25 protein-coding genes, 1 tRNA gene and 1 pseudogene are annotated in these 26,416 nt (G+C 36.3%); 6 read left to right on the forward strand and 21 right to left on the reverse strand.

Annotation, left to right across the window (positions count from 1 at the left end):
- Position 1: 1 nt before the first annotated feature.
- The 16 genes from AEQU1_RS00570 to AEQU1_RS00645 form a co-directional block, all read right to left on the reverse strand.
- Positions 2–1,039: a tyrosine-type recombinase/integrase gene (locus tag AEQU1_RS00570; RefSeq protein ID WP_111877941.1), complete on the reverse strand. Its 1,038-nt coding sequence runs from the start codon at positions 1,037–1,039 to the stop codon at positions 2–4.
- A gap of 573 nt (positions 1,040–1,612) precedes the next feature.
- Positions 1,613–2,230 (reverse strand): hypothetical protein, encoded by a 618-nt coding sequence (locus AEQU1_RS00575; protein ID WP_111877943.1) that lies wholly within the window; start codon positions 2,228–2,230, stop codon positions 1,613–1,615.
- Entirely contained in the window at positions 2,220–3,134 is a 915-nt protein-coding gene (locus tag AEQU1_RS00580; RefSeq protein WP_111877945.1) for an RHS repeat domain-containing protein, read from the reverse strand. The genes AEQU1_RS00575 and AEQU1_RS00580 overlap by 11 nt, the downstream gene beginning before the upstream one ends.
- Positions 3,135–3,302: 168 nt before the next feature.
- A complete protein-coding gene (locus AEQU1_RS00585; RefSeq protein WP_181566680.1) occupies positions 3,303–3,602 on the reverse strand; it encodes a DUF1493 family protein in 300 nt (99 codons plus the stop codon).
- A 7-nt stretch (positions 3,603–3,609) separates the two neighbouring features.
- Entirely contained in the window at positions 3,610–4,515 is a 906-nt protein-coding gene (locus AEQU1_RS00590) for an RHS repeat protein (RefSeq protein ID WP_146743693.1), read from the reverse strand.
- Between the two features lie 629 nt (positions 4,516–5,144).
- Positions 5,145–6,056 (reverse strand): RHS repeat-associated core domain-containing protein, encoded by a 912-nt coding sequence (locus tag AEQU1_RS00595; RefSeq protein WP_258455114.1) that lies wholly within the window; start codon positions 6,054–6,056, stop codon positions 5,145–5,147.
- A gap of 64 nt (positions 6,057–6,120) precedes the next feature.
- Positions 6,121–6,711 carry a hypothetical protein gene (locus AEQU1_RS00600; RefSeq protein ID WP_111877952.1) on the reverse strand — a complete coding sequence of 197 codons (591 nt, stop codon included), beginning with the start codon at positions 6,709–6,711 and terminating at the stop codon, positions 6,121–6,123.
- 12 nt (positions 6,712–6,723) lie between these two features.
- Complete coding sequence (locus AEQU1_RS00605) at positions 6,724–7,638, reverse strand: RHS repeat-associated core domain-containing protein (RefSeq protein WP_111877954.1); 915 nt, start codon at positions 7,636–7,638, stop codon at positions 6,724–6,726.
- A 646-nt stretch (positions 7,639–8,284) separates the two neighbouring features.
- Positions 8,285–9,505: a site-specific integrase gene (locus AEQU1_RS00610; RefSeq protein ID WP_111877957.1), complete on the reverse strand. Its 1,221-nt coding sequence runs from the start codon at positions 9,503–9,505 to the stop codon at positions 8,285–8,287.
- A 230-nt stretch (positions 9,506–9,735) separates the two neighbouring features.
- Positions 9,736–9,809: transfer RNA gene (locus tag AEQU1_RS00615), tRNA-Asp, on the reverse strand.
- 159 nt (positions 9,810–9,968) lie between these two features.
- Positions 9,969–10,898: a DUF58 domain-containing protein gene (locus AEQU1_RS00620; RefSeq protein ID WP_111877958.1), complete on the reverse strand. Its 930-nt coding sequence runs from the start codon at positions 10,896–10,898 to the stop codon at positions 9,969–9,971.
- 78 nt (positions 10,899–10,976) lie between these two features.
- Positions 10,977–11,522: a ClpP family protease gene (locus AEQU1_RS00625; protein WP_111877960.1), complete on the reverse strand. Its 546-nt coding sequence runs from the start codon at positions 11,520–11,522 to the stop codon at positions 10,977–10,979.
- Positions 11,523–11,681: 159 nt separating this feature from the next.
- Positions 11,682–11,999: a thioredoxin gene (trxA, locus tag AEQU1_RS00630; protein WP_111879009.1), complete on the reverse strand. Its 318-nt coding sequence runs from the start codon at positions 11,997–11,999 to the stop codon at positions 11,682–11,684.
- 102 nt (positions 12,000–12,101) lie between these two features.
- Entirely contained in the window at positions 12,102–16,532 is a 4,431-nt protein-coding gene (dnaE, locus tag AEQU1_RS00635; protein ID WP_111877961.1) for a DNA polymerase III subunit alpha, read from the reverse strand.
- A 164-nt stretch (positions 16,533–16,696) separates the two neighbouring features.
- On the reverse strand, positions 16,697–17,128 hold the full coding sequence (locus tag AEQU1_RS00640; RefSeq protein WP_309300241.1) for a PA2169 family four-helix-bundle protein: 432 nt from the start codon (positions 17,126–17,128) through the stop codon (positions 16,697–16,699).
- 211 nt (positions 17,129–17,339) lie between these two features.
- The gene (locus AEQU1_RS00645; protein WP_111877964.1) at positions 17,340–18,134 is read right to left on the reverse strand and encodes a DUF6252 family protein; all 795 of its coding nucleotides are present in this window, start codon (positions 18,132–18,134) and stop codon (positions 17,340–17,342) included.
- A 133-nt stretch (positions 18,135–18,267) separates the two neighbouring features.
- On the opposite strand from AEQU1_RS00645, the gene AEQU1_RS00650 reads away from it, so the two are divergent.
- From AEQU1_RS00650 to AEQU1_RS00675, 6 genes and pseudogenes are all read left to right on the forward strand, one after another.
- Positions 18,268–18,849, forward strand: coding sequence for a 30S ribosomal protein S16 (locus tag AEQU1_RS00650; RefSeq protein WP_111877966.1), 582 nt, complete (start codon positions 18,268–18,270; stop codon positions 18,847–18,849).
- Positions 18,850–18,860: 11 nt separating this feature from the next.
- Positions 18,861–19,385, forward strand: a complete 525-nt coding sequence (gene rimM / locus AEQU1_RS00655; protein WP_111877968.1) for a ribosome maturation factor RimM — start codon at positions 18,861–18,863, stop codon at positions 19,383–19,385.
- 20 nt (positions 19,386–19,405) lie between these two features.
- Positions 19,406–20,119, forward strand: coding sequence for a tRNA1(Val) (adenine(37)-N6)-methyltransferase (locus AEQU1_RS00660; protein ID WP_111877970.1), 714 nt, complete (start codon positions 19,406–19,408; stop codon positions 20,117–20,119).
- A 50-nt stretch (positions 20,120–20,169) separates the two neighbouring features.
- A complete protein-coding gene (locus AEQU1_RS00665; protein WP_111877971.1) occupies positions 20,170–21,348 on the forward strand; it encodes an acyl-CoA dehydrogenase family protein in 1,179 nt (392 codons plus the stop codon).
- A gap of 94 nt (positions 21,349–21,442) precedes the next feature.
- Positions 21,443–22,338, forward strand: a pseudogene (locus AEQU1_RS00670) (metallophosphoesterase).
- A 39-nt stretch (positions 22,339–22,377) separates the two neighbouring features.
- A complete protein-coding gene (locus AEQU1_RS00675) occupies positions 22,378–23,070 on the forward strand; it encodes an SGNH/GDSL hydrolase family protein (RefSeq protein ID WP_111877973.1) in 693 nt (230 codons plus the stop codon).
- Here the strand turns inward: AEQU1_RS00675 and AEQU1_RS00680 are convergent.
- From AEQU1_RS00680 to AEQU1_RS00700, 5 genes are all read right to left on the reverse strand, one after another.
- Positions 23,067–23,396 (reverse strand): 2Fe-2S iron-sulfur cluster-binding protein, encoded by a 330-nt coding sequence (locus tag AEQU1_RS00680; protein WP_111877974.1) that lies wholly within the window; start codon positions 23,394–23,396, stop codon positions 23,067–23,069. The genes AEQU1_RS00675 and AEQU1_RS00680 overlap by 4 nt on opposite strands.
- Before the next feature lie 3 nt (positions 23,397–23,399).
- Positions 23,400–24,452, reverse strand: a complete 1,053-nt coding sequence (locus tag AEQU1_RS00685; RefSeq protein WP_111877976.1) for an NAD(P)/FAD-dependent oxidoreductase — start codon at positions 24,450–24,452, stop codon at positions 23,400–23,402.
- A 69-nt stretch (positions 24,453–24,521) separates the two neighbouring features.
- Positions 24,522–24,764, reverse strand: coding sequence for a NifU family protein (locus tag AEQU1_RS00690; RefSeq protein ID WP_111877978.1), 243 nt, complete (start codon positions 24,762–24,764; stop codon positions 24,522–24,524).
- A 2-nt stretch (positions 24,765–24,766) separates the two neighbouring features.
- Complete coding sequence (locus AEQU1_RS00695; RefSeq protein WP_111877979.1) at positions 24,767–25,906, reverse strand: Mrp/NBP35 family ATP-binding protein; 1,140 nt, start codon at positions 25,904–25,906, stop codon at positions 24,767–24,769.
- A 186-nt stretch (positions 25,907–26,092) separates the two neighbouring features.
- Positions 26,093–26,416 (reverse strand): MGMT family protein, encoded by a 324-nt coding sequence (locus AEQU1_RS00700; protein WP_111877981.1) that lies wholly within the window; start codon positions 26,414–26,416, stop codon positions 26,093–26,095.

Consider the following 26,416-nt stretch of genomic DNA (forward strand, 5'->3'; position numbering starts at 1 on the left):
TTTAATAATGATTTAATTTTTCGTGTACCTTATCGAGTTCTTTATCCATATATGATTGAGCATAATGAACATAGCGGTTAAATGAATTACTAGAGTAACTATGACCACTGATTTTTCTAACCATGTGTTCAGGCATCCCTAAAATTAATAAAGTGGTAATAGCGGTCCGTCTCATCATATGAGAACTCATTTTTTCATAAAACAATACTTGTTTTTTATTTTTAGTTGTTTGTGATTTCCCTCTTTTTTCCCTAGAAATCTCTATAGGATTTTTAAATCTGGCCTTTTCACCAATTAATTTTAAATGTTTGTTAAAATTGTATAGACTTATTAAATCAAAAACATTTTTTTTATTACTGATAGGACGATATTTCAGATAAATATTAACTGAATACTCTGAAAGTTTGAAAAGTGAATATTTTTTAGTTTTCTTGGATTTTATTCTTAAATACCATTGCTTATTTTCCAACTCAAAATTTTTATTTGTAAGCAAGCAAATATCCGAAAATCGTAATCCCGTAGAGCACCCAAAAACAAAAATATCCTTTATCTTTTTTAAATTATCAGGCAGAGAACCTTCAAAATTTTTGTCGTGTATGAGAAATTTTAGCTGGTTTGGTGACAATACAAATATTTCTATTTCTTCACTTCTCACATAAAATAGTTTATGAAAATCACCTGTATTATAATACAAGCCCTCTTTAAGGTAATTAAAAAAAGTCCGGATAATTTTCACATTAGTACCAACGTAGTTATCATGGCAACCTTTTTTATATAGAAAGTCCGTGAATTTTTTATAAAACTTTTTCCAATAATTCTTTTCAGATAAATACTCTCTTTTAGTCAGTCTTGAAGCATCACATATTCGTAATACAAAATCCTTTTTTTCATTGAAAACTATTAAATTTCTTAAAACAAATTTGTAGTTTTTAATAGTATCTCGTTTGTGTAATTCTCCGTTTTGTTTTAATCTTTTACCTATTTCAGTATCTCTAATAAATTTTTCAAAAAGAGGAATGAGTGGTTCTGCTTTTTTCATTCGATAAAACCTTTTATTTTCAAAAATATAAGATTTTATATTGTTGATGAAAACTTAAACGTTTAAACAAAATTTTTAAATAGTCTATCTGGCTTTTAGATTAAGTTAAAATTTCTTTCTCAATAGCTTGTCTATAAGATTAGTAATCCTCAAGGTCAAAATTCACTCAAGGAAAACCATGCGTTATTTCCTTTCTTTTTTTAGAATCAGTATTTTTTTACAGGGTATCAAGCGCAGTTCTGGTAAATAGACGGCAGATAGTTTTCGGCAACACAATTTTTCGGCAAAACGATTTTACCAAAACTTCAAAAAGCGATGGGAAATTTGTAAATAAATGTTATCTGAATCTGCTTATCTTTTAATGATATGGGTTTATATCTTATGGTATGGGAACTAAAATTAATCAATCTTCGGAATTTAAAAATAATAGACAGCTTCGAGCGACTCAAGGCATAACAATGACTAACACTTAATAAAAGTTTTTATCGATGCGTTTATAGCTAAACATAAGGTGTAAAAAAGCTACCTCTTACAGTAGCTTTTGTTTCAGCTTAATATTTTCTAAAATATTTCTTATAGAGAGAAGGAGCTATATATTTCATTGGTCTTATTTTCCATAACATCTACCCTAAAGATGCCACGCTCTTTGCTTATGTAAAATTTATCAAAAGTATATCGGGGTGGTTCATCGTGGGGCATTTCATAGAAGCTTTCTATCTCAAATATTTTCTCATTGTCCTGTTCATAAATATTTATGATATCTAATTTTAGGGGTGATAGAAAAGTGTTTTTGACTTTTCTAGGATAATTGTAATCCTTTACTGAAAACAAAAAAAGAATATCATTAATTTTTGAATCATAAAATTCTCCAACAAATAACGAATCTTTTTTGATACCTAAGCAGAAATACGAATCCAAATAATCTTTAGATTTCAATATTATATTAATTTTTTGAAACTTAATCCCTTCGGAAGAATAACATGTATCCTTTTTGTAAGTTAAAGAAAATAAAATAGAATCTCCTTTTTTGCTTTTTAAGTTTTTTAAATTTTTTGATTTGGGAAAAATTATATCTTCCTTACAATTAACCTGTCCTGTATTATTTTGACCACTTACTTCTTTTGATTGTTTAACGGAAAAATTACAAGAATAATTTACTAATACAAGTATAATCAAAACTTTAATTCTCATAACCCATTTGCTCTAAAGGTCCAACAATAATCTCAACTTTTTTGGCACTCCCAGCATTCTGTGAACCGAACATTAATCTGCCCATTTGTCCAAAGTCTGGAACTCCACCTATAAAAACACCGCCCATTTCGTACATCATGACATCTGAATTATAAAAATTTTCTATGGGATATGACATAAAGGGTGGGCCTTGGCGATTACCTGGCATATTATCAAACCTCCCGTTTTCTGATCCTCCAATGTGAAAATGTTGTGCATCGGGATTACTTTTTGTATTCTCTATCCCCAATGCCTCTTTAGCAAAAGCGTGTGCGTATATTTCGTGAAAAGCTGCTTCCAAATTAAAATGTGGTGAGTTGTTTTGCGTATCTATAGAAATTAAGTAGTTGTCTCCAGGTTGTAATTGAGCACCGATAAAACTCTTCATATGATTATTATATTTGGCTTTATTTGCTTTACTCCAGCCGTTCATTCTAAAATTAGCTTTGCTACTAGACCAAATAGTTTTTTTAGAGTAATTTCCTACATATGTAGTTACGCCACCCGCTCCTTGCGTAGATGCAGACGAAATGATAACGTGCTTATCCGGATTGTTAATAAAATAATCTATAGCACTTGCTCCAATTTCAGCACCCATTACTTTATTATATACTCTTAGCAAGCTGCCATCTGCTCCCATTATATATACATAGCCTCCATCACTGTCAAAAGCACTTGAAGGTATATTTCCCATCCCGAGATAAGGACTATGATATTGTCTCATAGGGTCTGGTCTTTGCCATCTTCCGATTCTTGCATCCCAAAGCCGTAGCTCAAAAGCCTCCATCCCGGTCTCATTATCCTTTTCTTGTCCTTGGTAAGCGTACCTATAACTCCCTTGCACATTGCGGTTGGGCATGGGCATCCCGAAGGGATATAATTCTTGTAAGCAAGGATCAGCGTGGGGATGTCGCCCGCACTAAAATTGTCTAGGTAATAAATGCCCTCCAATGAGATACCCCGTGATAATTCAGCTACGATAAAAGAAATATTTATCTTTATTAAAGGATTTGGATCTCGATATTAACCTAATCTATGGAGAAAACCACTTCTTTTGTTCCGCAACTTCAATTAAATGTCTTATTTTCAGGGGGGGTTTTTGTATTAGTCGTTTTTCATAACTTATTTTCAAAAAATCAATGAAACTTAATTCTTCAACAAAATATGAAAAAATATCAAAATCCTCGCTATTTTGTATTTCAAATTCCTCAAAAAAATCTGACATAAGTACGATAGCATCCATTCCGAAAAAACCATATTTATTTATTTCAGAATCTTTTTTTATTGGTTTTTGAATTCTATCGTTAAAAAATAATAAAATTTTTTCTTCCATAATATTTTCATTCTCCATAAAGATTGTAAAGGCGTCTGGAACCATCAAATATTAAACCTGTGCCAAATACTGCTGAATTTCTTCCTAAAAACGTGCCTAAAGTTTTACTAGATCCATAAATTGTAGGAGCAAAAAACTTTATATTCAAACCATATTGGTTCAGAGTTTTGGTAAAATAAACACTGCTTCTTAAAGCATTAGCGGATGCATCACCTACTTTGAAAGCCCTATATCCATGTATTGATATTTTTGAAACCTTAGTGACCCCTAGGTAGACTAACTTACTACCTATAACAATTTCTCCAATCGGAGCAATTGTTAATCCCGTTTGCAAAATTATATTTGCCGCCTTATTAGTCCCCTCATGAATACTGCTAATCATATCATCATACTGTGGCTTATAATAAAAACGATATGCCCATTGATTATAGGTATTGCCAGGGTTTTGGTCTCCAAAGTCAGTGCCGTACTTTTGATTATATTCTGATAGTGATAGGTTAGTCGAAGAAGTCCAAGAGCTATCCATATCGAAACGCATAAAATCGGGCATTCCACTATAATCATATCCTACAGATTTCAATCCACCACTTCCCTGTCCAATAACTACCACTTCGTCCAAACTACCGTTATTGTAATCTCCATTTTCCCAGCATGGTGGGTCGTCGCAACCACCGTCTGGGTCCACCGTTGATATGGGGTTATTCCCCATCCCCATATACGGACTGAAGTGCTGGCCGTATGGATCGGTAGTGAGCCATCTTCCTATACGTGAGTCCCATAGGCGTAGTTCAAAAGCGGGCATCCCCGTCTCTGGGTCGGTCTCGGCAAATTCTCCCTGATAGCCATATCTGTATTGCCCCTCAACGTTCCTGTTTGGCATTGGCATCCCGAAGGGATTCAAGTTGTGTCTCAAAGAGCAGAACTGTTGAAAATAATTAAATTTTCTTTGTAAATTTAAATCCAACCCCCGGTCGAATATGTAAATCTAACGGGGTTCATACTTTTTTGATTTATAAATTTCGAGATTAATCAAAATTAATTAACCAAGCTAAATTTCTACCTAATAAATTACCACATGTCGTACATGATTTAATTAATATACTATTAAATGATGCGTTCATTAAAAATATCAAATGAAGTCAATTGCATAGAGGCTGAGCAATCAAATATACACTGTAACTTATTTAGTAATTAAATACGTAAAAGCTATGCTAAACAGTAATATATAAATAATCAATCCTCTTAAATGAGAAGTTACTTTATGTTTTCTTTCAAATGATTTAAGATCAAAAACAAGTAAATACCTAATTCCTAATAGAATATAGAGCGATACAAATAAAATGACAATATGGATTTTGGAAAACGTAAACAAGTTTAATTTGGGGTAGACAAGTTTTATCAGTTTAACTAAAAACAATCCATGAGAAAATATTATCAAGACAATAAATGAAATAGAGTATACTTCGGGTATATCACTTTTAAATCTATCTTTATAAAGCCTCAAAATTTTTAAATAAATCTTGTCAAATATTAGAAACATATCTATCCTCCTTCCCCAAATCGGTGTATCCCTTTCGGTCCTATTAATCGATAATCATAAGGTCTATCCATTGGTATAGTAGCTCTAAATATACTATAACTACCTGATAAAACCCAACCAACTCCAGGAATAAAAGCAACGAGACCCATAGAAGTATCCATACCATTTACCAATGTAACTTCACCGTCTAAATAAATTTGATGAACACTTAACCCTACTCCAACAATATTGCCTGCAACACCTATGGCTTTAACCACTTTGATAGTGTTCGCAGTAGCTTTAAATTTACTTGCAGCTTTCGTCACATCTTCAGCTTTGTATCTTGCAGGTCCTCCGCCCTTATAGGCCGCTGTACCATCAGGGTTTAATTTATAAGGTCTTAACTCCCCTGCTTGATTGAATTCTCTTGATAAAAAAGTTTGTTTTTTTAAAGCATCTGTTATTTGGTCAAAATCTCGAATTGTGCCTGAGGCTCCTTGTGATATGCCATATAATACTATCGCTCCATTAATAAAATTCTTTCCATCAATTCCATTAACCCCTTGGGGTGCAGTCACAACAACTTCCTCCAAAGTAAAACCCGTGCTAAGATCGACTTCATATTCTCCTGAAAGATAATTGAATGTGGTAGCTTCCCCTTGATTGCAAGGTTTATTAGGACAATCACTACCTCCATCTGGGTCAGTAAAAGATATCGGATTATTTCCCATCCCCATATACGGGCTGAAGTGTTGTTTGTACGGGTCAGTTGTCAACCACCGTCCAATACGCGCATCCCAAAGCCGAAGTTCAAAAGCGGGCATCCCAGTCTCAGGGTCGGTCTCGGCAAATTCGCCCTGATAACCATACCTATAACTCCCTTCCACATTTCGGTTTGGCATCGGCATCCCGAAGGGATCATAATCATATAGAATAAAATTTTTATAAAACTAATTTCAAAGAAAAAACAGAAGGTTTAATTCTGTTATATTTATTTAACTAATCAATAGAAGGCCATTCGTCATATTTAGGATTATAATATTGATTAATCTTTAATGATTTCTTTATTTTAACACTATTTTTATCTATAATATCAAATACTGTTATATAGACAGGGCCGGCATCAGAAACTTTATTTATTAAAGACTCATTAATTAAATTGTCGTATGAAAGACCTTTCCCTAAATCCAATAATATATGTTTTATTAACTTTTCAAAATTATGCTCGTTTTCTTTAGGAAAAAAAATTTCTTTTCCACTTATACAATTCAAAAAATCTTCTCTCTCATAATAGCTTAAATTATCTTTTACCATTAATGCAAAATAAATTTTTTTGTTGTCATGGAATTCAATAAAAATATTATTAATAGAATAATCAATATCACTATTTTTAATGACACTTTCCAAAAATTCCTCTCTCATCTTAATATTACAATTTGAATAGATGAGTTTACTTCCTTGAACGGGATATCTGATATTACTTTTCTTTTCGATTTTTTTACTTAACGTATTTAAAGTAACACTCGACGAACAAGATGTTGCCAAAAACAAAATAATCAAACTAAAGCATATTTTTACTATATTTTTCATAATATTCTCAATTTAGAAAAACCTCGGAGTTAAAACTCTTTCTTTACCAGATGAATTGTTAAGATTGAAAAATACGGGAGCTCTAAATATATCTAAAGAGTTAGGTAACAAAAGGGAAGGATTATATGGTTGTCTTGTATTTGTATAATGTGAATAATATTTTCTTAAATCTAATCCTTGTTCTTTTCTAATAACATTCTCAATTGTTGATGCATAAATTTCGCTTTTAAACACGTCAGTCCCTCCTAAGTTATACCAAAATTGATTTTTATTGGACTCACCGTGCACATTTCCATATGCATGACCTAATTCATGTGCCAAGGTAATATAAAATGGAGATAGCTTAAGCCCACTAGTTAAATATGTTTCTATTTGTTTAGAAGGATCAATATTAACAATATTATGGAGTGTATTAGACGCTCCAGCCAACTCTCTAATCAAATAATTGTCAGTCCCTCGCTCCAATGTATTTATAAAAGAAGCTCCATAGGAATTAGGATCATTATTAGTAATTTGTCCTAACGCATTTTTAACTGTAGCAAAAAATCCATTTGTTATTCCTTTAATTTCACTGTTTGTTTTAAGATCATAAAACTTCCCCTGTCTATATTCATATTGCACAAACTGACCCCCTATTTTTGCTCCAACAATAATTCTTCCACCATCCGGATCAAATACGATTGTAGGAATATTTCCCATACCGATATACGGAGAGAAAAATTCATTAAATGGATCAGGACTCATCCAACGTCCAATCCTACTATCCCAAAGCCGCAGCTCAAAAGCCTCCATCCCAGTCTCTGGATCTTTCTCCTGTCCCTGGAACTTGTAGCGGTAATCTCCCTCCAGGTTTCTGTTGGGCATCGGCATCCCGAAGGGATAGTAATCTTTATACGCCAGCATCAATAAATAAAAGAACTTTCCCATTATTAAGGAATTATAAAGTTACACTTTTAGTTCAAAAACCGTCAAAAAAATCAGGTCTTTTATCTTATTTTTTCTCCCTGATCTCGGACATCATTAATACTCTGTTTATCTTGTTTCGAATTTTAATAGAGTATGATTTTGGTAGGAATGGATACTGACGTTTAAAATAAAGGAGTTTAATTGGTAAACAATTACTCGATTATTAAAATACTACTACCAACGTATTCGGGCCTTATATCTCCAAAAAGCATACAACCACGCCGAATCGCTATATCATTATATAGAAAATCTCTTAACAGTACATGTATGCCAAACAACTCAACAGAACCTGTAACGACATCCTGCTGGCAAGAAAGACCGTCCAACATAAATTTACGAAAGCTTCCGATATGATACTGAAAAACAATACTGTTCCTATTAGTTTCTAAAGTAGATCCTTGAGAGCTGAATATCGGAAAATATGGATAAGGTACCCGAAAGACATTGCCAAGACACGGTAAATAAGAGGTGCCGGATCTCATAAATAATAAGTTTAACCAGTAAAAATCCCATCTCCTTAGAAGGTGGCCTTGGCTAGCTCCCATAGGCGGACAATAAGGTCATTTCTGAAAAACGAAATTCTATCTGCAAAGCAGGTGGAATTTCATTAGCCAATCTTTGATTTGAGAAGCGCCATATCATCACTTACTTTTCTCTCGACGACCCTCGCATAAATTTGAGTGGTGGACAGTTTAGTATGCCCTAATAATTTAGATACAGTCTCTATTGGAACACCATTACTCAAAGTAACCGTTGTAGCAAAGGTATGGCGCGCCATATGAAAAGTTAGGTTCTTCTTAATACCACACAGATCAGCTATTTCTTTTAAATAACTGTTTAGTTTTTGATTTGATAACTTCGGCAAAAGATTCGATGTATCATTGGTTCGATAGTGGTCTTCATATTTTTCTATTAAGCGTGCAGCTTTAGGCAGAAGTGGGATTTTAAACGATGCACCTGTTTTTACTCTTTTAGCCATTATCCAAGGACTACCATCTATGCCGATTACAATATTATCTTCACTTAATTGCACAAGGTCCACGTAAGAAATACCAGTATAACAACTAAAAACAAACAAGTCTTTTACTAACATAAGACGTTCTATAGAAGAAGACAATTCTTCGATACTCAATAATTCAAAATCTGTAAGGAAACTGCGTTCTTTTTTTTCGATTTTCATTTTGAAATTGACAAACGGGTCTCTTTCCATCCATTTCATTCGGTAGGCAAGAGTAACCATTCTACGCAAACGTTTAATGTGTTTCATTGCAGTATTATTGCCAATTTTAGATTGACCACTTTTTGGTAGATATGACCGAAGGAAGTCTTCAAAACCTATAATGAAACTATATTCGAGATTTAAAAGTGGAATGTCTGTCAGTTTGTATTCTTTTAAAATGAATTCCATCATATACCGCTGACTGGTCTTATATTGACACATCGTATTTTTATGTAACTTGTGCTGCATCTTTTCATTATAATAGTCAACAAGTTCTTGAAAGGTAAAACGTGTCTTGTCCTCGCCTAAAAATTTAGCTTTGACCATTTGGGAAGTATAAGGCACTTCTTCTCTCTTGAAATCTTCGTAAATCCTATATACTCTTGATTGTACTTCGTTCAAGTAAAGATTGAGAATACGGGAATCCTTATTGGTTCCACTTGCTCTTTGTAGTTTTTCATCCCAAGTGGAAATATTTATTTTCTTCTTGAGACTGATATTGACACGTTTACCGTTTAAGGTAACCCGAATGTAGATGTTTGCTTTGTTGTTTACAGCGCGTTTTCCGTACACCCAAAACAATATTGAAAATGTTGATGAAGTTCGCATAGTTGTCGTCTTTAATGGTTAAACATATATTGAGACGAAAGTCAAATCAACTATACTAATATGAGCAAGTTACGTTATTTTGTCAACATAATCGCAGATAAAAAAATATGTTGACGATTTGTGACCTTTTAGATGCAAATGATATGAAATTATATGATTGTCCTAAAAACATAAAACCTTGCAAATCATAAGATTTACAAGGTTTTGTGGGTTTTTAATAACCCCTTAAGCGGTCTGGACGAGACTCGAACTCGCGACCCCCTGCGTGACAGGCAGGTATTCTAACCAACTGAACTACCAGACCAATTTTTCAATCTCCTTTTAAGAAGACCCTAACAACAGTTAGGCAAAGTGAAAATTTGTTACCATACATTTTGAGACTACTCTCTTGCCGTATTAAGCGGTGGCAAATATACCACTCCATTTCATTTTGGCAAACATTTTTTTTAAAAAATAAAATATTTTATCCAAACTTCTGACGCTCTACTAAATAGGTTGTCAAAATCTTGTTAAAACTTTCGTTAATGTCAGTTAGAACATACTTTATTCTATATTGTGCACAACGCAATTGAAGTTCTACAAAATAATCTTGTACCGCTTTTTCATATTGCTCCTTTATATTGTCTGCATAAAGGTTTACGAATTCGCCAGTTTCAACGTCTACAAAACGCTTGGGGCGGTTGCTGAAATCAAAATCTACCTCCTTCTTTTTATCGAAAGTATGAAAAAGTATGACCTCGTGCTTATTATATTTTAAATGCTGAAGTGCTTCAAAAAGTTTTTCCGCTTCGGCATTGCTTTGGAACATATCTGTAAAAAGGAAAACCAAGGATCTACGTTTCAATTTTTCGGCAATTAAATGCAGGTGCTCGTAGGTTTTCGTTAAAGTTTTTTCTTTTGAAGATAGCAAGGCCTCATTCAGTTTTTGAAGCAACATTTGGTGATGGCGCTCACTGCCTTTTTCAGAAGCGTAAAAATCATATTCATCACTGTAAATACTCAAACCAACGGCATCGCGTTGGCGTTTCATCAAATTCATAATAGCTGCAGACGCTAGAACCGAAAAACCAATTTTGTTCAAGGAATTAATATTGAACTGTTTCAGTTTTGGATAATGCATCGAACTGCTATTATCCACAATTAAATGACACCGCAAATTTGTTTCCTCTTCGTAACGTTTCGTGTAAAGTTTATCTGTTTTAGCGAAAAGCTTCCAATCTATATGTTTGGTGCTTTCTCCATTATTGTAAATTTTATGTTCAGCAAATTCTGCGGAAAACCCATGAAAAGGACTTTTATGAAGTCCAGAAATAAAGCCTTCCACCACTTGTTTTGCAAGCAGTTCCAGGTTTTTAAAACCAGTAATCTCATTTATTTCTTTTTCTATATTCATGGGTCACCCTAAACTTGACGAAGTGTTGTTTAATTTTTCTATATTTAGTGAAAAACTTAGTTAAACAAACAGATAGTATTATTTCAAAATTTTATCTACAATACCATAATCAACAGATTCTTCTGCACTCATCCAATGATCGCGGTTAAAATCTTTCATTACTTTTTCAAAATTTTGACCGCAATTTTGGGCTAAAATTCGCGCACTGATTTCCTTTGTCTTCAAAATTTCCTGCGCAGTGATTTCAATATCACTTGCAACACCGCGGGCTCCACCGCTTGGCTGATGGATCATTACACGAGCGTGTGGCTGGATAAAGCGTTTTCCCTTCTCACCCGCAGAAAGTAAAATACTCCCCATAGAAGCTGCCAATCCGGTGCAAATGGTTGATACCGGACTCTTTATTTCTTTAATTGTATCATAAATTGAAAACCCAGAGGTAACATATCCTCCTGGACTATTAATGTAGAATTTAATTTCGTCGTGGTTTAAGGCGTCTAGATACATTAACCTATCTACTACGTGGCGCGCACTTTTGTCGTCTACCATTCCCCAAAGGAAAACTTTGCGTTCCTCTAATAGCTTACCATCAATTTTATCCTGTATTTTATCTGTTTTTTTCATAATTATAATTCTTTCTCTCGCTCGCAGATAAGAGATTTTAATATATATTTTATTTCAAAAAAGGCTTCGACTGCGCTCGACCGGACATTTTTACTAATATAGAAAAAGGCCTAGCAATACGCCAAGCCTTTTTGTTTTTAATTTTCTCTTTCTGCTATTTTATAAAAGCGAATCAATCGCTTCAGCGTAAACATTTTTAGGGGCAACACCTACTTGACGGCCTACCACTTCACCATTTTGGAAAACCAAAACAGTTGGAATGTTACGTACTCCATATTTAGCTGCAAATTCTTGGTTTGCATCTACATCTACTTTTCCTACCACGGCTCTACCGTCGTATTCTTTTCCAATTTCTTCGATGATGGGTCCTACCATTCGGCAAGGTCCGCACCAGGCTGCCCAAAAGTCAACCAATACGGGTTTATCACTTTTTAAAACCGTTTCTTCAAATGTTGCGTCTGTTATTTCTAATGCCATAATCTTTGTTTTTAATGATTTCACAAAAGTAGTCATATTTTTTGCGAAAACTTACGGGGTTAATATATGTTTAGGATATGAATGTATTGTTTATTTCTATAATTAATTCAACTTATAGAGCACCTGCTCTCTTTCAAGCTCGTCAAGCAATTCCTTTGAAATGTTGATCTTATGTTTTTTGCTTGGCATTGTTAGATGAATTTTTTCCTCGTTTTCATAAACCACAAAAAACAACTGTTTTTCACCTTTGTGGGATTTTACAAGATCTTTAAGAGAATCGATTTTACCATCTTCTAAAGCATTTAAAGGGAATGTTAGCGTCAGTTTTTTTCCGTGAATTTCCATTACATCATGCAGCAATAGGAAACTGTTATACTGAAGTCGAGGTTCTCCTTTTTTGCCCGTATCATGGTTTGTCCAACCCTCTTTCACGAAAACACGTCCATATATGAAACTATTCGGAACCAAGAAATGGCGCCACTTTAAATACTCTTCACCAAAAATTTTGAAATCGTAACTGTCCTCATAATCTTCCACAGTAAAAATTGCCCAACCCTTTCCCGCTTTTGATTCTCTGTGTTGTACATCACTTACCACGCCTCCAAAACACATCTCTTTATTTAAAAAATCTTCCAAACGGTTAAAATCAGAAACCTTGCAATTGGTAAAACTTTTCATTTCGATTTTGAAATCGTCCAACGGATGACCCGAAATATAAACACCAACTACCTCGCGTTCCTGCTTCAGTTTTTTCATCGTACCCCACTCCTCACAAGGGGGAACTTCAGGCTCGGGAATTTGAACTTCACTGGCATCGCCAAAAAGACTTACTTGTGAAGAATTCTGCGTTTCCTGATATTTTGCGGCATAGCGAAGCACTTTTTCAATAAACATAACCCCATCACCGTCATCATGCAAGTATTGTGCTCGATGTGTGTCGAAACTATCAAAACCACCCGCCAAAGCCAAGTTTTCAAATGCTTTTTTATTTGCGGAACGCAGATCGATTCGTTTTGACAAATCAAAAACCGATTTGTATTTTCCGTCTTTTCTATGTTCAACAATGGTTGCCACGGCACTGCTTCCGACTCCCTTAACTGCGCCCATTCCAAAACGAATGGCGCCTTGGTCATTTACGGTGAATTTATGAAAAGACTCGTTAACATCGGGACCCAAAACAGTAAGTCCCATCCGTTTACATTCGTCCATAAAAAAGGTGACCTGTTTTATATCACTCATATTGTTTGAAAGAACTGCAGCCATATATTCAGCTGGATAGTGCGCTTTTAAGTAGGCTGTTTGGTATGCAATCCAAGCGTAACAGGTAGAATGCGATTTGTTGAAGGCATAACTCGCAAAAGCTTCCCAGTCCTTCCAGATTTTTTCTAATTTTTCGGCATCGTGGCCGCGTTCAGCAGCTTGGGCAACAAACTGAGGCTTCATTTTATCAAGTACCGATTTTTGCTTTTTACCCATCGCTTTTCGCAAAACGTCGGCTTCACCTTTTGTAAACCCAGCCAATTTTTGCGACAACAGCATCACCTGCTCCTGATAGACTGTAATTCCGTAGGTTTCTTTCAAATATTCTTCCATCGCTGGAAGATCATATTCAATTTCTTCTTCTCCGTGTTTTCTTTTTACGAAACTGGGAATATATTCCATCGGGCCTGGGCGATACAGCGCATTCATTGCAATTAAATCTGCAAAAACTGTTGGCTTCAACTCCTTCATATACTTCTGCATACCGGCAGATTCGTACTGAAAAATACCTACTGTATCTCCTCTTTGGAAAAGCTCGTATGTTTTTTCATCATCGAGCGGAAATTCATCTGGATCGAGATCTACATTGTGTTTGTGCTTTACGAGTTTTACGGTGTCTTTTATAAGGGTCAATGTTTTCAACCCCAAAAAGTCCATCTTCAAAAGACCAGCACTTTCAACAACTGAGTTGTCGAACTGCGTAACATATAAATCTGAATCCTTTGCTGTGGCAACGGGAACGAAATCTGTAATATCGCTGGGCGTGATAATTACCCCACAGGCGTGAATTCCAGTATTACGGACGGATCCCTCAAGAATTTTTGCTTGATTTATGGTTTGTGCCTCAAGATCACTTCCTTCGGAAAGATTTAAAAGCTCGTTCACTTTTGGAAGCTCATCGCTTCGGAAGCGGCTTCGCAATTCCGCAGGGCTCAAACCGAAAATTTTATTCAGCTTGGTCATATTCGGAATAAGCTTCGAAATTCTATCCGCTTCATTCAATGGCAAATCCAAAACCCGCGCCGTATCGCGAATGGAAGACTTGGCAGCCATCGTTCCATACGTAATAATCTGTGCTACTTGATTGCTTCCGTATTTATTAATTACGTAATCCATTACCCTACTTCGGCCTTCGTCATCAAAGTCGATATCAATATCGGGCATACTCACACGGTCTGGATTTAAGAAACGCTCAAAAAGTAAATCGTACTTAATAGGGCAGATATTTGTAATTCCCAAACAATACGCCACCGCACTTCCCGCTGCAGAACCACGGCCCGGACCCACGGAAACGTCCATTTTTCTTGCTTCGGCAATGAAATCCTGTACAATCAAAAAGTAACCGGGATAACCCGTATTAGCGATAACATCCAATTCAAAATCTAAACGTTGCTTTATTTCTTTTACTCTTTCGGAAGCGCCTTCAGGAATTTCAGAGTCTGTAAGCGCTTCATAAGAAACCTCAATTAATTCTGGATAACGTCTTTTTGCGCCTTCGTAAGTTAAATATCGTAAATAGGCATTTTCACCACGCTTGCCGCCATCGATATCTTCCGGTTTCAAAAACTCTTGCGGAATACCAAAATTGGGAAGCAATACATCGCGATGCAAAGAATAAGGCTGAATTTTTGAAACTACTTCTTCAATATTCAAAATTGCTTCGGGAAGATCTTTGAACAGCAACTTCATTTCATCCTGTCCCTTAAAATAATATTCCTGGTTTGGCAAACCGTACCGATAACCTCTACCTCGACCAATTGGCGTCGCCTGTTTTTCCCCATCTTTTACACAAAGTAAAATATCGTGGGCGTTGGCGTCTTCTTTCTTTATGTAGTAGGTATTATTACAGGCTACAATTTTCACGTTGTTTCGCCTTGCCATCCCAATCAAAACATCGTTTACGCGTTTTTCATCTTCCTGATCGTGGCGCATTACTTCAACATATAGATCTTCGCCAAACATTTCTTTCCACCAAAGCAACGCTTCCTCTGCTTGGTTTTCTCCAATATTCAAAATCTTTCCGGGTACTTCCCCGTAAAGACTTCCCGTTAAAACAATGATGTCTTCTTTGTATTTTTCTACAATATTTTTATCAATTCGCGGCACGTAATAAAATCCTTCGGTATAAGCGATGGAAGCCATTTTTGCCAAATTGTGGTAGCCATTTTTGTTTTTGGCGAGAAGTACAATTTGGTAGCCGTTATCTTTATGGGTTTTGTTTAAATGGTCTTCGCAGACAAAAAATTCGCAACCCACGATTGCCTTTAGTGGTTTTGGAGGTTGTTCATCTTCATCATTTTTAGGTAAATCTGCGAGCGATTTGTTGTAATTACTAACGGCCTGCACAAAATGAAATGCACCCATCATATTTCCGGTATCAGTCAATGATATCGCCGACATATTATTTTCAACAGCAGCGTTAACCAAATCTAAAGTACTTGAAGTGGATTGTAAAATTGAAAACTGCGAGTGATTATGAAGATGCACAAATGGCGCATCTTCAAGTGTAGCAATATTTTCTTTTATTTCTTCGGAAGAAATTTTCTCTGTTTCCGAAGTGGCCTGCATTTGCTTTCGGATTCTCTCCGAAGCTTTTTTGAGGTTTATATGTTCGATTCCAATTAATTGAATCTTCTGCGGATTTTCTTCTGAAAAATTCTCGAAGTAATCTGGCTGAACGTCCAATTCTTCTTTTGTGAAAATCTGACGACGTATCAATTCGAAAAAACAACGCGTGGTTGCCTCAACATCTGCGGTAGCGTTGTGCGCTTCAGCAAAAGGTTCGCTAAAAAGAAATTCGTGAAGCTCAGTTAATGTTGGTAATTTGAATTTTCCGCCACGACCGCCAGGAATTTGGCAAAGTTGGGCGGTGGTTTCGGTACAGGTGTCTAAAACTGGAAGATTCGGCAATGGATTTTCAATTCCGAGACGGAAAAATTCCGCACCCATAATATTTACATCGAAACCTACATTTTGACCGACAAGGAATTTTGTTTTAGACAGTGCTAAATTGAATTTTTCAGTCACTTCTTCTAAAGAAATTCCTTCGGCAGTTGCCAATTCGGTAGAAATTCCGTGTATTTTTTCGGCATCAAAAGGAATGTTGAAACCCTCGGGCTGCACCAAATAATCTTGATGTTCAATCAAGTTTCCCATTGCATCGTGTAATTGCCACGCAATCTGGATACAACGCGGCCAATTATCGCTATCGCTGACGGGCGCATTGAAGCGTTTGGGAAGTCCAGTAGTCTCTGTATCGAAGATTAAATACATTGGAATTTTATTTGAAATTAGACGTGAAATCGAAGTGAAATTCGGGACAGTAAAAATAGAAAAATCAAGCGCTTTTGGAACGTTAAATTATCACGAGTTGTTCACAATAAAAAGCCGTCTTTGGAAATTTCCAAAGACGGCCTCATTCTTCTTTTTCAAAAATATTAGGATACTACAGCTTCAAAGTTTTTGGCACTTTGCCATGCGTCTTGAATAGTATCTCGGTGATTTGTCAAAATTTTCTGTGTTGTGGGCGGCAATGTAGTATCTTTAATTACTTCATTGTACTCTTCAACAGCAGCTTTTTCACCTTTTTGAACTTCTTCTAAAATTGTTTCCTCCTTGTTTGAAGAAAATGCAGTTTCAATATCCATCCATGTGCGATGCATTGTTCCTGTAACGCTTCCTCCTTTGTCAGGATTTTCGCCATAGTTTTTGATTTCAGTTTTTATTTCGTGACCAAAACCATTTCTTTTTTGAGCTTGCTCATTAAAGAATTGTTTCAACTTAGTATTTTCAACTTTATCTGCAGCTTTTTTATAACCCTTTTCGGCATCATAATTTTTCTCTAACAGTTCGTTTAATTTGCTTGTCATTTTTTCAGTAAACTTCATATTCTTTTTCTCAATTTAAATTATAGCTGTTTTTCTTCATCATAATCATCCTTTGAATGAAGACAACTTTCAACTTCATTCCGATATATCTTAACATACCATGAATAAAGGTGTTTCAGCGAATTATTAACCTAAGTTTAAAGTAATTTAACAAGGTTTAACCTTTGAGCAGGGAAACGTGTAGAAATGTTAACTAATAGGCAACATCAAACTGACCTTCGGTTACTTCAGTTCTGTTTGTTATAAAAGAAAATGTGCCTTTAATTGTTTTGGCGGCAATGTCGTGTTCAAGAATATTTATTATACCATCCGCAGTAGTTTCTGGCCCATTGACATCTTGATATTTAGCACCAAAACCACCTCTTGGCAAAGTATATTCGCCAGGTTCCACATTTGAAGTAACAGAGATCACTATCGTTGCATTGGCTGTGTTTGCCGAAGTTATAATTGTGTTGCCAGTGTCACGGGAAGAAACAATTATTGGTAAAAAGACATTGCCATCAACTTTGGCACTAAATGTTCCCGCATTTGTAGGATCGGGAATATCTCCGCCCGAATAGGAAACATTAAAAAGTGTTCCGCTGGAAACATAAATTGTATCAATACCCGGTAGAAAAGCATTAAAATTAAAAATCCCCGAGAGTGTTTTATTGTTTTCATTCAACTCTGAAATAGTTATTTCTCCTTCCCCATTAGGATTTGTAGTATAAATGTTTCCGCCCATATCCTCATAAACTGCAAAATTAGGAAGTCCTTCCCCAATTGCGAAATTACCTTCAGCCAAACGAGAAAGGTGCAGCGTCATAGATTCAACATCAGTAAAACCCTGAATTGTCACACTTCCATCGTCATTCAACGATGCGCGTGCATCTGTTGAAATGTAAAGTCTATCATCCACTTTTGCCTGCAAGGCAATCTCATTCACTTGTTTATCTTCGCAGGAAATAATGGATAAGGCAGCTAACAGTAAATACACAAAATTCTTCATAAGTAAGCGGATATTAGGGGTTTTGACAAATGTAAAATAAAAACTTTAATTGGTTGATTTTCAAAAAGAAAATATACTATCTTTGCCGTCCTTAATTATAACCGGGGTCGGGAACCCCAAAAATTAATTCAATATGCCTGTAAAAATCAGACTACAAAGACACGGGAAGAAAGGTAAGCCTTATTTCTGGATTATCGCCGCGGATAGCCGCAGCAAAAGAGATGGTAAATTTCTTGAAAAACTAGGATTTTACAATCCAACGACCAATCCTGCACAGATTGATCTTAATGTTGACAGTGCTGTAAAATGGCTTCAAAATGGAGCTCAACCAACAGATACTGCCCGCGCTATTCTTTCTTATAAAGGAGCTTTAATGAAAAACCATCTTGCTGGTGGTGTTCGTAAAGGTGCTTTAACCGAAGAACAAGCAGAAGCAAAATTCAACGAGTGGTTAGAATCTAAAAAAGGTACTATCGATCACAAAAAAGCAACACTTACAGACGCACAGCAAAAAGCAAAAGCAGAAGCAATTGCTGCTGAAAAAGCTGTAAGCGACAAACGTGCTGCTGAGGCCGCTGCCGCTGCTGCTCCTGCAGAAGAAGAAGCAACTGAGGAAGTTGAAGCAACTGCAGAAACTGCAACAGAGGAAACTCCTGCTGCTGAAGCTACCGAAACTCCTGCTGAGGAAGTTAAGGAAGACAAAAAAGAAGCATAAATTTTAGAACGATGCAAAAGGAGAACTGCTTCTACTTAGGCAAAATCGTTAAGAAATATAGCTTTAAGGGGGAACTGCTAATAAAATTAGACACAGACGAACCCGAACTTTTTACTGAAATGGAATCAGTTTTTGTGGAACAACGCAAAAACTTGATTCCATTTTTTATTGAAGAAAGCTCACTCCACAAAAGCGAACTACTACGCGTGCGTTTTGAAGATGTAAAAAATGAAGAGGATGCAAATGCATTAATTGGAGCACATCTTTACCTGCCTTTGGAATTCCTGCCAAAACTCATAGGTAATAAATTCTACTATCACGAAATCATTGGCTTTACCGCGGAAGATGAATCTTTCGGTAAAATTGGTAAAATTACCGGTGTTAATGACACCACTTCGCAAGCCTTATTTGAAATTGATCGTGACGGCAAAGAAATTTTGATACCTATGATTGACCATTTCATAAAAAAAGTGGATCGTGAAAACAAATCTATTCTTTTGAACGTACCTGAAGGTTTGATAGAAATGTACTTATAATTCTGACTTCAGAATTAATTATGAACAAACCCTTTAAATTCAAACAATTTACAGTTGAACAAGACCGCTGCGCAATGAAAATTGGCACTGATGGTGTTTTGCTCGGAGCTTGGGTTTCTGTAAGTAAAAAACCATTTTCAATTCTGGATATTGGTGCGGGTACGGGAATTATCGCCTTGCAATTAGCGCAGAGAAGTAATGCTGAAATGGTAGATGCCATTGAAATTGATGAAAACGCTTACGAACAGTGCGTGGATAATTTCGAGAATTCTCCTTGGGGCGATAGATTGTTTTGCTACCACGCTTCATTGGAAGAATTTGTAGATGAAATTGAAGAAAAGTACGACCTCATTATTTCCAATCCACCATTCTACTCCGAAGATTATAAAACTTCCAACGAGTCTCGTGATTTGGCACGATTCAGTGATGCACTTCCCTTTGACGAATTAATTGAAAGTGTTTCCCATTTACTTTCCGACGAAGGAATTTTTGCCGTTATCATTCCCCGAAAAGAAGAAGAAAAATTCATCAAAATGGCTTCGGAAGTAAACCTATTTCCAAATAGAATTTGCAGAGTTCGAGGCAATGAGACTTCAGAAGAAAAAAGAAGCATGCTCGAATTTTCTTTTGAAAAAATTTCTTCTAAAATAGAAAACCTTACTGTTGAAACTTTACGCCACAATTATACCGAAGAATATATAAAACTGGTACAGGATTTTTACTTGAAAATGTAGGTCTTTAAGCTTGTGATTTCTACATTTGTATTCCTTTAAATTACTTATAGATGAAACCAGATTTATTCGAAGCTCCCGATTATTACAATCTTGACGAATTACTTTCCGATGAACACAAACTGGTACGCCAAGCTGCCCGCGATTGGGTAAAGCGCGACGTATCTCCTATTATAGAAGAATACGCCCAAAAGGCAGAATTTCCAAGCCAAATCATTAAAGGCCTTGCGGAAATTGGAGCCTTTGGACCTTATATTCCTGAGGAATACGGTGGAGCAGGGCTTGACCAAATCTCTTACGGATTGATTATGCAAGAAATTGAGCGCGGCGATAGTGGCGTTCGCAGTACTGCTTCCGTACAGTCTTCTCTCGTTATGTATCCAATCTGGAAATACGGAAACGAGGAACAACGAAAAAAATATCTCCCAAAACTCGCTTCCGGCGAATGGATGGGCTGTTTTGGATTGACTGAGCCGGACCACGGAAGCAATCCCGGTGGGATGACCACCAACTTTAAAGACAAAGGTGACCACTATCTTTTGAATGGCGCTAAAATGTGGATTAGTAATGCTCCTTTCGCACAAGTTGCTGTAGTTTGGGCAAAAAACGAAGAAGGTAGAATTCACGGTTTAATAGTAGAACGTGGAATGGAAGGATTCTCAACACCCGAAACACATAATAAATGGTCGCTTCGCGCTTCAGCAACAGGCGAGCTTATATTTGACAATGTAAAAGTTCCGAAGGAAAACTTGCTTCCAAACAAATCAGGTTTGGGCGCGCCACTTGGTTGTCTTGATTCCGCACGTTTTGGAATTGCCTGGGGTGCAATTGGCGCTGCTATGGATTGTTATGACACCGCACTTCGCTATTCAAAAGAAAGAATGCAGTTTGGAAAACCAATTGGCCAATTCCAACTTCAGCAAAAAAAGCTCGCTGAAATGATTACCGAAATAACTAAAGCGCAATTATTAGCTTGGCGCGTTGGGGTAATGCGAAATGCAGGAACTGCCACCAGCGCACAGATTTCTATGGCGAAAAGAAACAATGTAGATATGGCAATCAATATTGCTCGCGAAGCACGACAAATGCTCGGCGGAATGGGTATTACTGGCGAATACAGCATTATGCGCCACTCGATGAACCTAGAAAGTGTTATTACTTATGAAGGAACACACGATATCCATTTATTGATTACAGGCCTTGATATTACAGGCTTGAACGCTTTTCAATAAATAATTTTTTAAATAAATTTTAAAAAAGGCTTCGATCAATCGAAGCCTTTTTTGTTTCTAAAGCAAGTTGTATCTTTCAAAAAACAATTGGAGCATGTCCTCAAAAATCCGAATGTATCGTGCTTACGAAACCGCCCGCCGCATTTCGTTTAATGACGATTCAAAATTCATAATCTTCAGTGATTGCCACCGTGGCGACAATAGTTTTGCAGACGATTTTGCAAAAACCGGAATATCTACTTTCATGCACTGCAGGATTATTACAAAAAAGGGTTTACTTACTGCGAAATTGGCGATGGCGATGAACTTTGGGAAAATCTTTTTTTTAAGGATATTTATGAAGCACACCAAAATGTTTATGAGCTGATGAAGCTTTTTTATGCTGAAAACAGATTGTACAGATTGGTAGGAAACCACGATATGGTTTATATGAACCAAAAATTCGTAGAAAAAACGCTTTACACCTATTTTGATAAAATAACTGGAAAAGATGCTCCACTTTTCCCGGGAATTGAATTTACTGAAGGTCTCATTCTGAAACACGAAACTACCGAACAGGAAATTTTCATGATGCACGGTCACCAGGCAGATTGGATGAACTATGTAGGTTGGAAATTCAATCGTTTTATGGTGCGGGTGCTGTGGCGACAATTACAGATTTTTGGCATTGGCGATCCAACAAGCCCAGCAAAAAATTACAAAGAACTTATAAAAGTAGAAAGGCGAACCAAACGTTGGATCGTTGAAAACAAAAATCTTTTTACAATTATTGGTCATACCCATAGACCCAGATTTCCCGAACCCGGCGACATTGCTTTTTTTAATGACGGAAGCTGTGTGCACCCACGAAGCATAACCGGACTAGAAATTGAAAATGGTGAGATTTCACTTATAAAATGGCAGATTTCTACAACAGAAGATGGCATCCTGAAAGTTCAACGCGTATTGCTAGAAGGACCCCAAAAGCTGATTGATTATAAAACCGAATAGTATTTTTTATCGTATTATAATAAAAACAATTTCTGAAAGATGATGAATTTTAAAATTGCAATAGTACTAATGGCTATGGTTTCGTTTTCCTGTGCTGTTTCAAAAAAAAATATTTCTGCCGAAAAAACAACTTATAAATATTTAGCGCTTGGTGATAGTTATACCATCGGCGAAAGTGTTTGCGGTGATTGTAATTATCCGAAGCAATTAACGGACAGTTTAAACAAGACTTCAAATGAAAAAACTTCTGTAAAAATAATTGCGAAAACAGGTTGGACTACTACAGATTTGCTCTCGGCAATTGCTACTGAAAATCCTTCTAAGGATTATGATTTGGTTACATTACTCATTGGCGTGAACAACCAATATCAAGGCAAACCATTTGCAGTTTATAAAGAAGAATTTCCTGAATTGCTAGATATGGCTATTGCCTTCGCAAAGGGAAAGCCTAAAAATGTGATTGTTATTTCAATTCCAGATTATGGTTTTACACCTTTTGGTCAAAAATCTGGAAAGGCTGAAAAAGCCACGAAGGAATTATTACGCTATAATATTTACGCAGATAGAATTGCTTTTGAAAAAGGCGTTCGTTTTGAAAATATTACTCCAATTACACAAAAAGGATTAGAAAATCCAGCATTGGTGGCTTCAGATGGTTTGCATCCTTCGGAAGTTGCCTATAAAAAGTTTGTAGATAAAATATTTACAAAGGTTGCTGAAATACTTCGTTAAACTTCCGGCGCTAATTCAATCTCTAAACCGTCAAGCTCTTCTTTTATGAAAATCTGGCAGCCAAGACGGCTGTTTTCTTTCACGTTAAAGGCTTCGGAAAGCATTAAATCCTCGTCATAACTCATCTCAGGAAGTTCATGACCACTCAAAACATAACACTGACAAGAAGCACACATTGCCATTCCTCCGCAAATACCGATGGTTCCTTCAGGAGCCAATTCGTAGGAACGAACTATTTCCATTAGGTTCATATTCATATCTGTGGGAGCATCCACTTCGTGCTTTATTCCTTGACGGTCAATGATTGTAATTTTAATATCAGTCATCTATTAATCTATTGACTTAATTACCGCTTTTGGCGCTTCTTTTTTACTGCCATCAAAACCTTCTACACCACCAACAGTAGTGTATTTCATAACATAACGTTTATCAGGAAATATACGTTGGTAAGCACTTTGGCACATTAAAGTAGCTTCGTGGAAACCGCAAAGAATCAGTTTTAATTTTCCTGGATATGTGTTCACATCACCAATGGCATAGATACCCGGAATGTTAGTTTGATAATCTAAAGTATTGTCAACTTTAATTGCATTTTTTTCAATTTCAAGTCCCCAGTCCGCTATAGGGCCAAGTTTTGGTGACAATCCGAATAAAGGAATAAAATGGTCGCACTCTCTGTTGAAAACCTCCGCGCCTTGTTTTATAACAACTTCTTCCAAACCATTATTCCCAACCAACCCAACAACTTCGGCTGGAGTAATTAATTCAATCCTTCCGAGATTTTTTAGTTCTTGCACTTTTTCAACACTGTCCAAAGCACCGCGAAATTCGTTTCTTCTGTGAACCAACGTAACGCTTTTGGCTATATCTGTCAAGAATATACTCCAATCCAAAGCAGAATCTCCACCTCCAGAAATAATAACATTTTTATTTCGATAAAATTCTGGATCGCGAATAATATATTCTACGCCTTTATCTTCAAAATCGGAAATATTTGTAATGGGCGGTTTTCTTGGCTCAAAACTTCCAAGGCCACCAGCAATTGCTACAATTGGCGCATGATGTTTTGTTCCTTTTTCAGTTGTGACAATGAAAGAACCATCTTCCAATTTTTCAATTGTATCTGCACGTTCGCCTAAAGTGAAACCAGGCTGAAAAGGCTCAATCTGCTTCATTAAATTAGTTACCAAATCACCAGCAAGTACTTCAGGAAAACCAGGAATATCGTAGATGGGTTTTTTGGGATATATTTCCGAACACTGTCCGCCAGCCTGCGGAAGTGCATCAATTAAATGACATTTTAATTTAAGTAATCCTGCTTCAAAAACGGCGAAAAGCCCTGTGGGCCCAGCACCTATTATGAGAATATCTGTTTTTATCATGAAAAGAGGCTCTCTAAATTTTAGTTCAAAAATAGTTATGAAATTTCTTTAGATAAATGACGGTAGTCATTATTTTGAAATACTTACAACTTTTTCAATTTGTGGCGCATATTTTTTTATAGTCATTTCCACTCCGCTTTTCAGCGTCATTTGATTTACGGAGCAACCTACACAAGCACCCTGTAATTGCACATTGACCACTTTTCCATCCTCAATAGACAGAAGCGCAATGTCTCCCCCGTCATTTTGCAAAAATGGACGTATCTCATCCAATGCTTCCTCAACTTTTGTTGTTAATTCCTGCGCTGTCATTATTATTTTTTTACGGCGCTGCAACCTGCCATTGTTGTAATTTTTATCGCTTCAGTAGGGGGAAGATTTTCGTTTCTGCGAACTGTTTCTTCTACTACGTTTCGGGTAATTGCCTCAAAGGCCTCTTCGGTTTGAGTTGCAATTTGCAACGCGGCCGGTCTTCCAGCATCACCTGCTTCGCGAATACTTTGTATTAAGGGAACTTCGCCCAAAAACGGTACTTCCAAATCTTCTGCTAAATGTTTCGCACCCTCTTTTCCAAAGATATAGTATTTATTTTCGGGAAGCTCTGTTGGTGTAAAATATGCCATGTTTTCAATAATCCCTAAAACGGGAACGTCTATATTTTCTTGACGAAACATTGCCACTCCTTTTCGAGCGTCGGCCAAAGCCACATTTTGCGGCGTACTTACTACAACCGCTCCTGTGATTGGCAATGACTGCATAATGCTCAAATGAATATCTCCTGTTCCCGGAGGAAGGTCAATCAACATAAAATCCAATTCACCCCAAGCGGCATCAAAAATAAGTTGGTTCAACGCTTTGGCAGCCATTGGTCCACGCCAAATTACGGCTTGGTCTGGCTGTGTGAAAAACCCGATGGAAAGAATTTTGATTCCGTAATTTTCAACAGGCTTCATTTTGCTTTTACCATCCACATTTACTGAAAGCGGCTTTTCCATGGCAACGTCAAACATTATTGGGATTGACGGACCATAAATATCTGCATCCAGAATTCCAACTTTGAAACCCATCTTAGAAAGTGTAACTGCCAGGTTTGCGGTAACGGTTGATTTACCCACGCCTCCCTTTCCGGAAGCAACGGCAACTATATTTTGAATTCCAGGAATTGGCTTGCCTTTTATTAGATTCGGATTCTGTGGTTTTGCGGGTGCCTCAACTTTAATATTAACTTGCACTTTGGCATTTGCATCCACTTTTTCGTGAATGGTTTTTATTACATCTGTTTCGGCTCTTTTTTTTATGTGAAGCGCTGGTGTGGAAAGTTTTAAATCCACAATAATTTCATCGGCAAAAGTTACAATATTTTGCACAGCACCACTCTCTACCATATTTTTTCCTTCGCCTGAAACAGTAATAGTTTCAAGGGCCTTAAGAATATCTTGTTTTGAAATGCTCATTCTTTTTTACTTAATATTTAGATTGATTCTAAAGTGCAAATATAAGCGTAAAACTTCGGAAAACGAAGGCGTAGAATTGAAATGATTTATGGCTGGATAGTTAGAATTTTGGATTGCTGGATTATTGGATCTTTGAATCTATGAGTATGTGTGTCTAAGCTTCGGGATTGAAAAATCAGGAAATAATCAAAGTTCCTTCATTGGATCCCAAAAATACTTCTCAAAATTTTGAATTTTATTATCAACCACCTCAAATCCTTCACTTTCTAAAAGTTGCTGCATTAAATTTGTACCTTGAAAGTGATGCTTGCCTGTGAGTAAGCCATTTCGATTTACTACTCTATGTGCAGGTACATCTTTATTAACACTTCCATTCATTGCCCAGCCAACTATTCTTGCACTTCCTTTAGCTCCTAAATAGTTTGCAATTGCACCATAGGAAGTAACTCTTCCATATGGTATAAGCTTTGCCACTTGATAGACTTTTTCAAAGAAACCTTCACTAGACAT

This window comes from Aequorivita sp. CIP111184 (genome assembly GCF_900489465.1).
Lineage (GTDB): Bacteria > Bacteroidota > Bacteroidia > Flavobacteriales > Flavobacteriaceae > Aequorivita.